9 protein-coding genes are annotated in these 14,123 nt (G+C 68.5%); 6 read left to right on the top strand and 3 right to left on the bottom strand.

Going from position 1 to position 14,123, the window contains the following annotated elements:
- Window positions 1-957 (bottom strand): alpha/beta hydrolase-fold protein, encoded by a 957-nt coding sequence (locus O9255_RS06485; RefSeq protein WP_297866039.1) that lies wholly within the window; start codon window positions 955-957, stop codon window positions 1-3.
- Window positions 958-1,096: 139 nt separating this feature from the next.
- Here O9255_RS06485 and O9255_RS06490 point away from each other — a divergent pair, with 139 nt between their 5' ends.
- From O9255_RS06490 to O9255_RS06500, 3 genes are read left to right on the top strand one after another with little or no spacing between them, the layout of a single operon-like run.
- A complete protein-coding gene (locus tag O9255_RS06490) occupies window positions 1,097-2,653 on the top strand; it encodes a tryptophan halogenase family protein (RefSeq protein ID WP_297866040.1) in 1,557 nt (518 codons plus the stop codon).
- Entirely contained in the window at window positions 2,650-4,164 is a 1,515-nt protein-coding gene (locus O9255_RS06495) for a tryptophan halogenase family protein (RefSeq protein WP_297866041.1), read from the top strand. The genes O9255_RS06490 and O9255_RS06495 overlap by 4 nt, the downstream gene beginning before the upstream one ends.
- Complete coding sequence (locus O9255_RS06500; RefSeq protein WP_297866042.1) at window positions 4,140-4,886, top strand: DUF6445 family protein; 747 nt, start codon at window positions 4,140-4,142, stop codon at window positions 4,884-4,886. The genes O9255_RS06495 and O9255_RS06500 overlap by 25 nt, the downstream gene beginning before the upstream one ends.
- An 18-nt stretch (window positions 4,887-4,904) precedes the next feature.
- Here O9255_RS06500 and O9255_RS06505 read toward each other — a convergent pair whose 3' ends face one another.
- Window positions 4,905-7,562, bottom strand: a complete 2,658-nt coding sequence (locus O9255_RS06505) for an alpha-amylase family glycosyl hydrolase (protein WP_297866043.1) — start codon at window positions 7,560-7,562, stop codon at window positions 4,905-4,907.
- Window positions 7,563-7,762: 200 nt separating this feature from the next.
- On the opposite strand from O9255_RS06505, the gene O9255_RS06510 reads away from it, so the two are divergent.
- A complete protein-coding gene (locus tag O9255_RS06510; RefSeq protein ID WP_297866044.1) occupies window positions 7,763-10,447 on the top strand; it encodes a TonB-dependent receptor in 2,685 nt (894 codons plus the stop codon).
- Between the two features lie 97 nt (window positions 10,448-10,544).
- Here O9255_RS06510 and O9255_RS06515 read toward each other — a convergent pair whose 3' ends face one another.
- A complete protein-coding gene (locus tag O9255_RS06515; protein ID WP_297866045.1) occupies window positions 10,545-11,204 on the bottom strand; it encodes a methyltransferase domain-containing protein in 660 nt (219 codons plus the stop codon).
- Between the two features lie 213 nt (window positions 11,205-11,417).
- On the opposite strand from O9255_RS06515, the gene O9255_RS06520 reads away from it, so the two are divergent.
- Window positions 11,418-12,758: an MFS transporter gene (locus tag O9255_RS06520; RefSeq protein ID WP_297866046.1), complete on the top strand. Its 1,341-nt coding sequence runs from the start codon at window positions 11,418-11,420 to the stop codon at window positions 12,756-12,758.
- A complete protein-coding gene (locus tag O9255_RS06525) occupies window positions 12,751-14,091 on the top strand; it encodes a serine hydrolase (RefSeq protein WP_297866047.1) in 1,341 nt (446 codons plus the stop codon). The genes O9255_RS06520 and O9255_RS06525 overlap by 8 nt, the downstream gene beginning before the upstream one ends.
- Window positions 14,092-14,123 lie beyond the last annotated feature (32 nt).

The raw sequence follows: 14,123 nt of genomic DNA on the forward strand, positions 1-14,123 counted from the left end.
TCAGTCAGCGCGCGGCGGCAGCAGGAAGGTGAAAACCCCATCCAGCCTTGCGGCCCACGCCGCTTCCGAGTGATCGGCGCCGGGGAAGGCCAGGCTGCGATACGCCGGAAACGCCCATCCTTTCGCGACCGCGATGCGATCCACTTCGGCCTGCAGCGGCGGGTAGAACGCGTCCAGCGTCGCGTCGCCGTGGTCGAAGTAGAGGCGGTGCCGGCCCGGCGTCGGCAGCTGCGCGCGCAGGTACTCGAAGAAGGCCGGGGGAACCGGATTCTCCGTGCCCGGGAAGATGCCGGGCCAGTGCGTCGACATCGCCCCGAAGCCGCCGAAGACCGCGGGACGCTCGGCGAGGGCGTAGGTCGAGATCAGGCCGCCCATGCTGGCGCCGATCAGCACGCGGTCGTCGGCCGCGGGCGAGACGGGGTAGCGCGAGGCCACGTGCGGCAGCACGCGATCGGTCAGCCACGCGACGAAGGCATCGCTGTAGAGGTCGGTGGCGAAGAGCGGGGCTTCGCCGCGTTTCGCGCCATGCCGCAGTGCATCGCGCACGGCGGCGGGCAGGGCGTCGAAGGGGCGCTGGGGGAAATACTCCGCATGCCGCGCGGGGCCGGGGTTCCACACCCCGACGACGATGAAGGGCCGCGTGCGGCCGGCCGCCTGCAGCGCGCTGGCGGTCTCGTCGACGCGCCACTCCTGGCGGTTCCAGGTGATGCCGTCGTCGAACAGCATCTGTCCGTCGAACATCACGGCCACGGCGTAGGGTGCGTCCTCTGGGTAGCCCGGCGGCAGCCAGACGTCGATCGGCCGGGCGGCCACCGGGCCTTCGGCGGGCAGGGCGAGGCGTTCGACCCGACCGGCGGCGACAGTCGGAAGGGGCGGCGCGTCGGCGGGCGGCTCCGCGGCATCGAGCGGCAGGGCCAGTCCGAGCAGCAGGGCCAGGGTGGGAAAGGTGCGGGGCATAGGGTTTCCGTCCGGTGATGACGCGTTCACGCGCTGGAACCGTATTCACGTGGACAGGCCCGGCGCGCTCGGTTAAACGTTAACGCCTCACGGCGCGGCGCGGGGGCGCCGCCGACGATGCAGCAATGACGGAGTGGACGTGGAGCACAGCAAGGCGCTGCGGCGCATCGTGATTGTCGGTGGTGGCACCGCCGGCTGGATGGCGGCGGCCCTGCTTGCCACCGTGCTCGGCCGGCGCATCGGTATCACGCTCGTGGAGTCCGAGCAGATTGGCACCGTCGGCGTCGGCGAGGCGACGATCCCGATGATCCGGCTGTTCAACGCCACGCTGGGCCTCGATGAGGACGAGTTCGTTCGCGAGACGAACGGCAGCTTCAAGCTCGGCATCGAATTCCGCGATTGGGTCGAGCCCGGGCACTCCTACATGCACGCGTTCGGGCCCGTGGGCGGGCCTGATCTCGGCCTCGTGCACTTCTGGCACCACTGGGTGCGCGAGCGCCTAGCGGGCCGCGCCGGGCCACTGGGCGACTACGTGTTCAACAGCGTGGCCGGATATGCCGGCCGCTTCATGCGGCCGCTGCCGAACGCCGGCGATTCGCCGCTGGGTCGTATTCCCTACGCCTTCCACTTCGATGCGGCGCTGTATGCGAAGTATCTGCGTCGCAAGGCCGAGGCCCTGGGCGTCGAGCGGGTGGAGGGCCGCATCGTCGACGTGCCGCTGCGTGCCGCGGATGGCTTCGTCGAGGCCGTCGTCTTGGACGGCGGGCGCCGGGTCGACGGTGATCTGTTCCTCGATTGCTCGGGATTCCGTGGCCTGCTGATCGAAGACGCCGTGCATGCGGGCTACGATGACTGGTCGGCCCACCTGCCCTGCAACCGCGCGGTGGCGGTGCCTTGTGCCAGTGCATCGCCGCTCACGCCCTACACCCGCGCGACCGCGCGCCGCGCGGGTTGGCAGTGGCGCATCCCCCTGCAGCACCGAACCGGCAACGGCTATGTCTTCAACAGCGAGGCGATCAGCGAGGACGAAGCCATCGCGACGTTGCTCGCCAACCTCGACGGCGAGGCCTTGGCCGAACCGCGGCCCTTGCGTTTCGTGACCGGCATCCGCCGTGAGCCGTGGAAGAGGAACGTCGTCTCGCTCGGGCTCGCCAGCGGCTTTCTGGAGCCGCTGGAGTCCACCAGCATCCACTTCATCCAGTCGGCGCTCGCGCGCCTCCTCGCACATTTCCCCGACGCCGGCTTCGACGCCGCGACCACCGCCAAGTACAACGCGCTGACCCGCTTCGAATACGAGCGCTGCCGCGATTTCCTCGTGCTCCATTACCGGGCCAATCGCCGTTTCGGCGAGCCCTTCTGGGACGCGCTGCGGAACGCCGAGCCGCCGCCCGCGTTGGCGGAGAAGATCGCGCTTTTCGAATCGCACGGTCGCATCCACCGCGAGGCCGACGAACTCTTCACCGAGACGGGGTGGTTGCAGGTGATGGTGGGTCAGGGGCTGATGCCGAAGCGCGCGCACCCATTGGCCGACCTTCATGGCGCGCCTTCGATGGCGCCGATGCTGGACGACGTGAAGCGCGTGCTTGCCGCGGCCGCACAGGCCATGCCCACGCACGAGGCGTTTCTCGGCCGCCACTGCCGGTCCCCTGATGCCGTTGCTGTTCCCTTTTCCTCCGTCTCTGGAGCTTCCGCATGACCTCGTCCCGCGTCGATCGCCTGGTCATCGTTGGCGGCGGAACGGCGGGCTGGATGACGGCTGCCGCGCTGTCGAAGACGCTCGGCCCGACGTATTCGATCTCGCTCGTCGAATCCGAGGAGATCGGCACCGTCGGCGTCGGGGAGGCGACGATCCCGATGATCCAGCAGTACAACGAGGCGCTGCAGCTCGACGAAGCGGATTTCGTCCGGCGCACGATGGGAAGCTTCAAGCTCGGCATCGAGTTCGTCGACTGGGGCCGCAAGGGTGACAGCTACATCCACGGCTTCGGAAAGATCGGCCAGTCCATGAGTCTGGCGCCGTTCTACCAGTTCTGGCTGAAGGCCCGCGCCGCTGGGAACGCCGGCCCGCTCGACGACTATTCACTGAACACCGTGGCGGCGCGGGCCAACCGCTTCCTGCCGGCAAGCGCCCAGTACGCCAATTCGCCGCTGGCCGATATCGCCTACGCCTACCACTTCGATGCCGCGCTTTACGCGAGGTACCTGCGCGAGTACGCGGAGGCGCGCGGCGTGACGCGTCTCGAGGGCAAAGTCGCGTCGGTGCAGCAGCACCCCGAGAGCGGATTCGTCTCCGGAATCACGCTGGAGGATGGACGTCGCGTCGACGGGCAGCTCTTCATCGACTGCTCCGGCTTCCGGGGCATCCTGATCGAGCAGACGTTGGCGACCGGCTACGTCGACTGGAGCCAGTGGCTGCCGTGCAATCGCGCCGCAGCCGTGCAGTGCGAGCGCCGCGAGGCGCTGACGCCCTACACTCGCAGCACGGCGCGCGAAGCGGGCTGGCAGTGGCGCATTCCCCTGCAGCACCGCGTCGGCAACGGCTACGTCTTCTGTGCTGACCACCTGAGCGAGGACGAGGCCAGCGCCCGGCTGCTCGAGCGACTCGAAGGCCCGGCGCTGATGACGCCGAAGATCCTGAAGTTCGTCACCGGCAAGCGGAACCTGTTCTGGAACAAGAATGTCGTTGCCGTGGGGCTCGCCAGCGGCTTCATGGAGCCGCTCGAGTCGACCAGCATCCACCTCATCCAGTCCGCGATCGCGCGGCTCACCACGTTCTTCCCGCATGCCGGCTTCGATGCGGTCGACATCGCCGCCTTCAACGCCCAGTCGCACTTCGAGTTCGATCGCATTCGCGATTTCCTCATTCTCCACTACAAGGCAACCACCCGCGACGACACGCCGTTCTGGCGCCGGGTGCGCGACATGCCGATCCCGGAGACGCTGCAGGCGAAGATCGATCTGTTCCGCAGCAACGGCCGCTTCTTCCGCGAGCAGGACGAGCTCTTCGGCGAGATGAGCTGGGTGCAGGTGATGATCGGCCAGGGCATCTTTCCGCGCCGTTGGCATGCATTGGTCGATTCCTTCGACGATGCGGCGGTGGCGAAGCACGTGGAGGATACGCGGCGGATCATCCAGAACTGCCTGCGCGTGATGCCCGACCATGCCGATTTCATCGCCCGCCATTGCGCCGCCTCCGCTGCGGCCTGAGCACGCCGGTGCTGTTCAATCCCCGTCCTCGCATCGAGGCCGTCGAGTTCGGCGGCGGTGCGGTGGTCTGGGTCATCGACGACGCACTGCTCGAGCCGGTGCGTTTCGTCGACTTTGCCGCCGAGCATTGGGCCCATGCCAGGGAAACGACGCACAACGCGTTCCCGGGCCCCGAGTTGCCGATGCCGGAAGCCTTTACCGCGCGTCTGGACGCCTGGTTCGGTGAGCATCTTCGCCGGCGTCTGGGAGGCCGTCGGACACTCCGCGTGCACAGCCGCTTCGCGATGGCGACGTGGCCGGCTGCTCGGCTTCAGCCGAGGCAATGGCTTTGCCACCGCGATCGTGACGCTGTCCACCCGGGTGAGCGCGTCGCGGCGTCCGTGCTCTACCTGTTCGAGGATTCGGCCTTGGGCGGTACGGCCTTCTACGCGCCGCGCCGCGACGCGCTGGCGACGGCCATGCTGGTGCACGACAGCTCGACTCTGGACGCCGCGGCCTTCCGCGCCAGGCATCCTGACGTCGCGCCGGGCTACCTGGTCGATTCGAACGCGTGGTTCGAGCGGCTCGGGGTCGTCGAACCGCGATTCAATCGCCTCATCGCCTACGACGGCGATCTGTTCCACACCAGCCATGTCACCGATGTCGCCGGCCTCTCGGACGATCCGCGGCGCGGTCGACTGACGATAAACGGATTCTTCACCCTGCGGGCCGCCGCGGCCTGAGCCGCTTGCGTCCGCGTTTCAGGGCACCTCGGCCGTCATCGCATCCATCCAGCGCGGATCGCTCGCGCCATCACCGCCGCCCATCGTGTGCCCGCCGCCTTCGGGCGTCATCGCGCGCCAGCCGCCGTCCCAGTCCCAGGTGGTGGCGTGCACGACGAGTCCGGAGAGCTCGGCCGGGTGGCCGAGCGCGGCGGCCGGGAATTCGAAGCGCACCACCTTGCGCGCCTTGTCGACGGCAATGCGCGCGCCCGGAATGAGCGGCGTGCCGTCGCGGTCGGCATCGGCGCCTTCGGCGGTGAACGCGGCATTGCTCCAACCGTGGGTCCTCAAACGCACCTGCCAGCGTCGGCCGTCGGGCAGCGTCGCGTTCTGGCCCGGCATGGCCGTGGCGCCGTCCGTGCGGCCGGGCAGCGAGAGGAAGACCGAGAAAGCCACGTGGTCGAAGCCGTTCGCCGGGTTCCAGCGGTCGAGCACCTCGCCCATCGTCAGTTCGATCGCCAGCGCACCGCCGCTGCCGTAAACCCGCATCACGCGCAGATCCATGCTGGCCTCGCCGGCGTAGCTGGGGTCGGAGGGGTAGCGGTAGCGGCCCTCGGGACCGGCGTCGTCATCGGCCGGATCGGTGGCTTCGGCGAGCAGGGCCCAGTCGCGCTCGACGCGGAAGGTCTGGCCCGGAGAGGCGAGCCCGTCGCCGGCCAGCACCACCACGCGGTGCGTGGCCTTGGGGTCGATGAAGTCATCGGTCGGGACCGTCTCGCGCCAGCGCCCGGCAGCGTCGGCGACCAGGCGCTGCGCGCGCCGCAGGTCGCCGTCCACGACCAGCGTGCCGTCGCGGCCCGGGGGCAGGGTGCCGGTGAGTACGAGCGTGTCGCGCACGACCTCGGGCACCGCGTCGAGCGTCGGCACCGAGGCCGAATCCGCGGGCGTGGCCGCACCGTCCGCCGTTCGCGGCGCGGGCTCGACGCGCCACACCCCGCCGGCACGGGCCGGCAGTTCGCTGAGCACGCGGCCCTCCGCGTTGGCCTGCAGCACCGGGCCGTCGCCGTCGAGGGCGAGCAGGGGCACGAGGCGCGCGCCGGGCGGCAGGCCGTCGAGGTCGAGCAGGCGACGGTCTTCGGCCGTGTTGAGCATCACCACCAGCCGGTCGCCGTCGCTGCGGCCGGCTTCCGCATCGCCCTGCATCGCCCAGGCCACCACGCCCGGGCCGACGCCGTCGGCGGCGAGGATCTCGGGCCGCGCGCGCGACAGCGCGGGATAGGCGCGGCGCAGCTGCACCATCGCGGCGATCTGCCGGTACAGCGGGTGCGCGGTGTCGAAGTGGTCGCGCCCGCCGCTGCCGAAGCCCGTGGCGAACATCGCGTCGCGCTGGTTGCGGAAGCCCTGCTCGGTGCCGTAGTAGAGGACCGGGATGCCCGGCAGCGTCAGCATCGCCAGCAGGGCCTGCTTCAGGGCCGGCTCGCCGGCGCCCGCGAGGAAGCGGTCGACGTCGTGGTTGTCGATGAAGGTCGGCATGCGCCACGGGTCGGCGTGCACGGCCAGGGTGCGCTCGATGCGCCAGGCCAACTCGGCCGGCGCATGGCCGCGCGCGAACACATCGCCGAAGGTCCCGTACATCGGGAACTGGATCATCGCCGGGATGCCGCCCTCGAGGCGCTGGTAGGCGTCGATCTTGCGCATCTGCACGTCCTCGAAGGGCTTGTCGATGCCGAAGCCCTCGCCGAACAGGTGGAAGCGCGGGTTGCCCTGCGCGGCGGCCACGCGCAGCACGCCGGGGGCTTCCGGGTCCTCGGCGTGCAGGAAATCGGGGAAGAAATCCGCCGGCACGTAGAAAGCGGTGTCCACCCGGAACCCGTCCACGCCGACCTTGGTGATCCAGTCGCCGAAGCTCTTTCGCAGCGCCCGTCGCACCACCGGGCTTTCGGTATCCAGATCGTCCAGCCCGGCCATCTGGAAGGTCAGTTCCTGCACTTTGTTCGTGTAATCGCGGACCGGCGGGGTCCAGTGGTAGGCCGACAGCACGCGCTGCGCCGGGTCATTGGGGTCGTTCTGGGAGAACGGCCACTGCGTGGGCCGGTCCATGGGCCGGCTGCCGCGCGTCCGGCGCCAGGAATGCGCCGGCTCGCCTTCGCGCCAGTCGTCGTAGGCGAAGAAGTTGCCCATGTGGTTGACCACGATGTCCTGCACCAGGGTCATGCGCCGCCCGTCCAAGGCTTGCCCCAGTGCCACGTAGTCACCGAGCGTGCCGTAGTGCGCGTCCACCGCCGAGAAGTCGCTGGCCCAGTAGCCGTGGTAGCCGGAGAAGCGGGCCTCGTCGTCCCACCACTGGTTTGCCACCGGCGGAGTGATCCAGAGCCCCGTCACGCCCAGGCCTTCGAGGTAGTCGAGGCGCTGGGTGATGCCGCGCAGATCGCCGCCGCTGTACTTGCTGCCATCCGCGGGGTCGTAAACGCCGGCGCCTTGGTCGTTGTTGGACGGGTCGCCGTCGGCGAAACGGTCGATCATCGCGAAGTAGAGGACCTGGTCGCGCCAGTCGACCGATCGGGTCTTGGGGGCCTCGGCGGCCGCCGCTCCCGCGAGAAGCAAGCTTGCCAATACGCAGCCCCAATGCGCCTGCTGCGGGCGGGTGCGCACGCTGGGGCGGGTCGAGGGCTTCACTGTGAACGTGAAGAAGGGCATGGCGAGCGTCCAGCGGCGTGCTGAGACCAGTGTCGCACCGAGTAAAGACGTTAAAAGTCCATGAATACGTATGCAGCAAAGCGCGCGTTTGGAGCCTCGGCACTAACATGAAAAAATCGTGACGCGAGCCTGATTCGGGCTGCCACGAATGACCGCGCCGAAAGGCGTTGCTCTATTCCAGCCAGTGTCAGGAGACGGGAATGTTGAATCTCAAGCGCGACATGCTGAGCGTGGCGCTCGCGTCGGCCATCATGGCCATGGCGGCGAACGCCCAAGCGCAGGCCCAAGCGGCCGCCGAAGACGAAGAAGAGGTGGATGAAGCCAAGACCTTGGACGAGGTCATCGTGACCTCGGGCATCCGCCGCGGTATCGAAGACGCCATCGAGCTCAAGCGTGACGCGACGTCGATCGTCGAGGCAATCTCGGCGGAAGACATTGGCAAGTTGCCGGACTCGTCCATCGCCGAGTCCATCGCGCGACTGCCGGGCCTTGCCGCCCAGCGCGTCGCCGGCCGTGCCAGCGAGATTTCCATCCGCGGCCTCGACGGTAACTTCTCGACGACCAACCTCAATGGCCGCGAGCAGATCAGCACCAGCGACAGCCGCAGCGTCGAGTTCGACCAGTACCCCTCGGAGCTGCTGAGTTCGGTCGTGGTCTACAAGACCCCGGACGCCAGCCTGACCAACCAGGGCCTGTCCGGCACGGTCGACCTGCGCACCGTCCGCCCGCTCGAGTTCGACGGCACCATCCGCACCATCGGCGCGCGCATGGAGCGCAACTCCCTCGGCGACCAGATCGATGGCGTCAGTGCCTGGGGCAGCCGCCTCAGCGCCAGCTTTATCGACCAGTTCGCTGATAACCGCGTCGGCCTCGCCCTTGGCCTTGCTTATCTCGATTCCCCTGGCCAGGCGCGTGAGCTCCGCTACTGGGGATTCCCGGAAGAGGCGGGCCAGCGTCGAATCGGTGGCTTCGATGCCCGCGTGTTCTCGTCCGACAACAAGCGCCTCGGCGTGATGGGAACGGTCCAGTTCAAGCCGAACGACGTTTACAACGGCGTGCTTGACGTCTACTACTCGGACTTCGAGCGCAACGAGCAGCGTTCGCGCATCGAGACCGGCCTGCAGTGGAGCGGGGCGTCCCTCGCCGATGCCGGCCGCGTCGTCGACACCAGCCGCGGCGTGCCCTTCGTGTCGGGCGGCACGTACAACGGCGTCACGCCGCAGATCCGCAACGACGCCTTCAACCGCGAGGACAGCGTCCTCTCGGCCGGCCTCGCCAACGAGTTCACCTTCAGCGACAACCTGACCGGCCTGCTCGACCTGTCGTACAGCCGCGTCGATTCGGTCATGACGGAGCTCGAGACGTATGCGGGCCTTGGCCTTGGCAACACGGCCAACGTCGGCTACTCGGTGCCGACGTCCGGCTTCCCGACCTTCAGCTTCAACCGCAACCTGGCCGACCCGTCGATCATCCGCCTGACCGATTCCGCCGGCTGGGGCCAGGACGGCTACATCAAGGCGCCGGAGATCGACGACGAGCTGCACGCCGTCAAGGCCCACCTCGAACACCGCTTCGACGCCGGCTTCCTGAGCAGCATCGAGGGCGGCGTCCGCTGGTCCGACCGCGAGAAGTCGCGCTCTTCGAGCGAAGCGTTCCTCGACCTGCCGAACCGCCCGGTCACCCTGTCGTCCAGCGTGCTGCGCGGCCCGACCGACATGGGCTACATCGGCATCGGTCCGGTGTTCTCCTACAACCCCTTCGACGTGCTGAGCCTCTACCGCCGTCGCGGCAACGACTCCTCGGGCGTGGCCGACAAGAACTGGGACGTGAGCGAGACCCTGCAGACCGCGTACCTGCAGCTGAACATCGACAGCCAGATCGGCGAGATCGGCGTGCGTGGCAACGTCGGCGTCCAGCACCAGCGCACCGAGCAGGCGTCCACGGGCTTCGTGCGCGGGCCGGGTTCGAGCGGCTTCGGCACGCTCGCGTCGGTCGGCAAGGAATACAGCGACACCCTGCCGAGCATGAACCTCAGCTTCCTGTTGCCCTGGGACCAGACGCTGCGCATCGGCTCGGCCAAGCAGCTGGCCCGCCCGCGCATCGACCAGATGACCATCGGCGGCGGGTTCGGCGTCGACCAGCAGCGCGGACGCTACTCCGGCGGCGGTGGCAACCCGTTCCTCGAGCCGTGGCGCGCCACGTCCTACGACATCTCGTACGAGAAGTACTTCGCGGAGCGCGGTTACGTTTCGCTGGCCTACTTCCACAAGGACCTCGAGACGTACATCTTCCAGGGCGAGTTCCCGCTCGATTTCTCGATCTTTGACCTCTCGACCGTCCCCAACCCGCGCCCGCCCTCGACCATCGGCGTGTGGAGCGCGCCGTTCAACGGCGAGGGCGGCACGATCAAGGGCCTCGAGTTCGCCTTCTCGCTGCCGCTCGACGTGCTGTGGGCCCCGCTCGAGGGGTTCGGCCTGCGGGGCAGCTACTCCGACACCGACAGCGAGATCTCGGCCTTCGGTCCAGGCAACTCGCGACCGCTGCCGGGCCTCTCGAAGTACGTCTCGAACATCACGGCCTACTACGAGAAGAACGGCTTCAGCACCCGCGTGAGCCGCCGCACCCGTTCGGACTACGTGGCCTTCGTCCGCCAGTTCGACCTGACGCTGGGCGACCGCTTCATCGGCGCCGAGCAGATCGTCGACTTCCAGACCGGCTACGAGTTCCGCGAAGGTACGTTCAAGGGCCTGAGCCTCCTGCTGCAAGTCAACAACCTGACCAACGAGCCCTACCGCGAACTCGATATCGGCGGCAACTACCGCGCCGAGGCGTTGTACGGCGAGTACGGCCGCACCTATCTGCTCGGCGCGGTCTACAAGTTCTGACGTCACGTGTTTTTCCGCCCCCGGTCGGTCGCGTACCGCCGGGGGTTTTTTTCGTCCGCGTTCCGGGTGTGGGCTGCTCGATATGCCGCCGCAAGCCTCAATCGCGCGTTGGCTTGATTGCTTCGAGTTCCCAAAGCAGGTAGGGCTTGCGGTCGCCGTGGACCGACTTGCCGCGCAGGCGTCGCGACCAGCCGCGCCATGCCCTCGCGAAGCCTTTCAGCCCGCGATGGCGTGGCGTCGCCCGGTTCGCGGGATCGTCGGCATCCGCCGCGTAGTGCTCCACGAGGTGCACGGATTCCGCGCGCAGCGCGTGGAATCGCCCCTTGAACCCGTACATCCGCGCCATCGGCGCTTCGCCGCAGAAATACGCGTGGGTGCCCGCGGCGACGATGTTGACGTGGGTCGGGTCGATGAAGGCCTCCGGGTGCGGGAAGGCCGGCGTCAGTGCATAGAAGCGCCCGCCCGGCGCGAGCACGCGCCAGACCTCGTCCATCAATCGGATGAACGGGAACACCGTTCCCTGGCCGTCGGCCGTGGGCAGCAGGCGCGGCACGTGCTCGATGAAATCGAAGGCCGAGACCGAGCCGAAATGGTCGTCATCGAAGGGGATGGGCTGCACCGCGAGGTTCGCGATGCGGTAGTCGAAGCGCTCGTCCCCCTGCAGCGGGCGCACGTCGACGCCGGCCAGGGATGCGCGGTGGTAGGGGTTGCGCGGGAACCTGCCGCAACCGAGGTCGAGGTGGCGATCGGGGAGCATCGGGAGGGCTGCGTCGGGGTTGCGCGCGATCCTAGCGCGGAAGCGTGTTTTCAGGGGTTTTTGGCGCTCGCGGTGTAGTAGATTCCTGCCACTGCCAACGCAGCTCGCGCTGGCCACCAACAGTCAAGAGGCGGAAGCAGCATGGCGCATGGGGCGAACATCGCATCGGGGTCGGCACGCCGGCCCGTCCTGTCGTTCTGGCAGATCTGGAACATGTCGTTCGGCTTCCTCGGCATCCAGTTCGGCTTCGCGTTGCAAGGTGGATTCGTCTCGCGCATCTTCCAGACGCTAGGTGCGGAGAAAGACGCGTTGCCGCTGTTGTGGATCGCCGCGCCGCTCACCGGGTTACTGGTCCAGCCGATCATCGGCTACCTCAGTGACCGCACCTGGCATCCGATCCTCGGGCGCCGCCGCCCGTACTTCCTGATCGGCGCGATCCTCAGTTCGATCGCGCTGCTGTTCATGCCGCACTCGCCGGCGCTGTGGATCGCGGTCGGCACGCTGTGGGTGCTCGATGCGTCGATCAACGTCAGCATGGAACCGTTCCGCGCGCTGGTGGCCGACAAGCTGCCGGAGCAGCAGCGCAGCTACGGTTTCGTGGTGCAGACGCTGATCATCGGCATCGGCACCTGGGTGGCCAGCAACCTGCCGTGGTTCGTGACGCAGATGGGCGTCAGCAACGAGGCCGCGCCCGGCGTCGTGCCGCCGTCGGTCCAGGTGGCTTTCGCGATCGGTGCCTTCGTGTTCCTCGCGTCGATCCTCGTCACCGTGTTCACGACGAAGGAATACCCGCCGGATGATCTCGCCGCTTTCGAGGCCGAGAAGCAGAAGGGGAATTTCTTCCGCGACATCGTCCACAACATCGTGCATATGCCGAAGCAGATGCGCCGCATCGGCATCGTGCAGTTCTTCAGCTGGTTCGCGTTCTTCGCGATGTGGAGCATGGCGACGCCGGGACTGACCGAGCACGTGTTCAATGCCCCGGCGCCGGTCGCGAGCGCCTATGACATGGCGATCCCGGAGCAGGCGGCGGCGTTCGCTGCGGTGAACAAGGCCTACCAGGATGCCGCCGACCTCGTCGGCGTGGCCATGGGCTGGTACGGCCTGTCGTCGATGGTCGTGGCGCTGCTGTTGGCGTTCTACGCCGCGCGCTTCGTGCTCAATCGCCGGGCGATACATGCCGCTTCGTTGGTGATCGGTGGCCTCGGTTTCCTTTCGATGTACGTGGCGCCGTCGCCGGAGTGGCTGAAGCTCGGCTTCGTCCTCGTCGGCGTGGCGTGGGCCAGCATCCTGTCGATGCCCTATGCGCTGCTCGCCGGCTGCCTCGAAGAGAAGCGGATGGGCGTGTTCATGGGCCTGTTCAACATGTTCATCGTGCTGCCGCAGATCACCGCGGCGTTGGTGCTGGGTCCGCTGGTGAAGCAGGTGTTCGACAACCACGCGATCTACGCGCTCGTGCTCAGCGGTTGCAGCCTGCTGCTGGCCGCCACCTTCCTCCTGCGCGTGAACGAGCGCCCGGTCCTCGAGCCCGTGCCGGAACCCGCGCATGGATGAAACGCGGCGACGCGTGGTAGCGGCGATGTCGGCGCTGGGCCTGCTCGGCGCCGCGGGACCGGCGTTCGCCCAGGCTGGCGGTGCGGTGCCTGCGGCGTCGAACGCCACGGCGCGGCGCCATCGCCGCCTGCAAGGTGCGGAGGCGCAGGCGCTGTTCGATGCCGTGCTCGCCCACCTTCCGGCGGCGCAGCGCGAGGTGCTGCGCGACCCGCGTCGCGAGGTGCAGATCGCGCTGACGCGCATCGAGCGCGAGGCGGATGGCAGCGCGCGCTTCGCGACCGCCACCTTCGGCGTGCAGCGCCAGCGCTGGTTCCCGGCGGCGAGCGTGGTGAAGCTCCCGATCGCGCTGCTCGTGGCTGAAGTGCTGGAAGCCGCGAACCTTGGCTTCAATGCGCGAACGGTGCTGGCGAGCGCGCCACGCAGCGGCAACTGGGAGGCCGCGGAGCCGCTGGTCGAGCCGGTGTGGCAGACGCTGTGGCGCCTGCTCGTGGTCAGCGAGAACGTGCCGTTCAATCGGCTCTACGACATGCTCGGCCCGGATCGGATCCACGCGCGCCTCGCCGAGCTGGGCTTCGATGATGTGCGCCTGATATCCCGGCTCGGCTCCCCGGACCCGCGATTGAACCGGCAGACCATAGCCTCGCGCATCGAGGCGCCGGAAACGGGGCCGGACGGCGAGCTCGCCTGGGTGCCGCGCTGGAACGCGGAAGCGCGCCGTGCGGCGGCGCGTCGCTTCCCATTCGGCAGCGCGCTGAAGGGCGCGGCTTGGCAGGATGACCGCGGCCGCATCGAGCAGGGCCCGCGCGATTTCAGCACGGCGAACTTCCTGCCGCTCGAGGACGCCCACGCGATGCTGCTGCGGCTGGCCTTCCCGGAAGCGACACGTCGCTCGCAGCGCTGGGCGCTGAGCGCGACGACGCGGTTGTCCCTGCTGCGCATCACCGGCTTGTTCCCGCGCGAATCGCCGCTGCTCGCCACCGGCACGCACGCACCGGCGTCGTTCGGCGACGGCTACGCGAAGTTCTTCGTCGTCGGTGATCGCGATGCCGCGCCCCGCGGTTTCCGCAGCTTCGGCAAGACCGGCGAAGCCTTTGGGCACCAGGGTGAAACCGCGCTGCTCACCGAGGCCGATGGGCAGGGCGAAGTGCTGCTGAGTGCGAACCTCTACGCCAATGCCGACGGCGTGCTCAACGACGACCGCTACGAGTACGACACGGTGAGCCGCCCCTTTCTCGCTGCGCTCGGCCGCGCCGCCCTGGCGGCGGAAAAGGAAAGGCCGCGCCTGCATCGCGCCGACGCGGCCTTCCTGCCCACGGTGCTGGGGATGGGCTGATCGCCGCGCCGCGGCGACCGCCCGCTTCGATC

Source organism: Silanimonas sp., assembly GCF_027530345.1.
Taxonomy (GTDB): Bacteria; Pseudomonadota; Gammaproteobacteria; order Xanthomonadales; family Xanthomonadaceae; genus Silanimonas.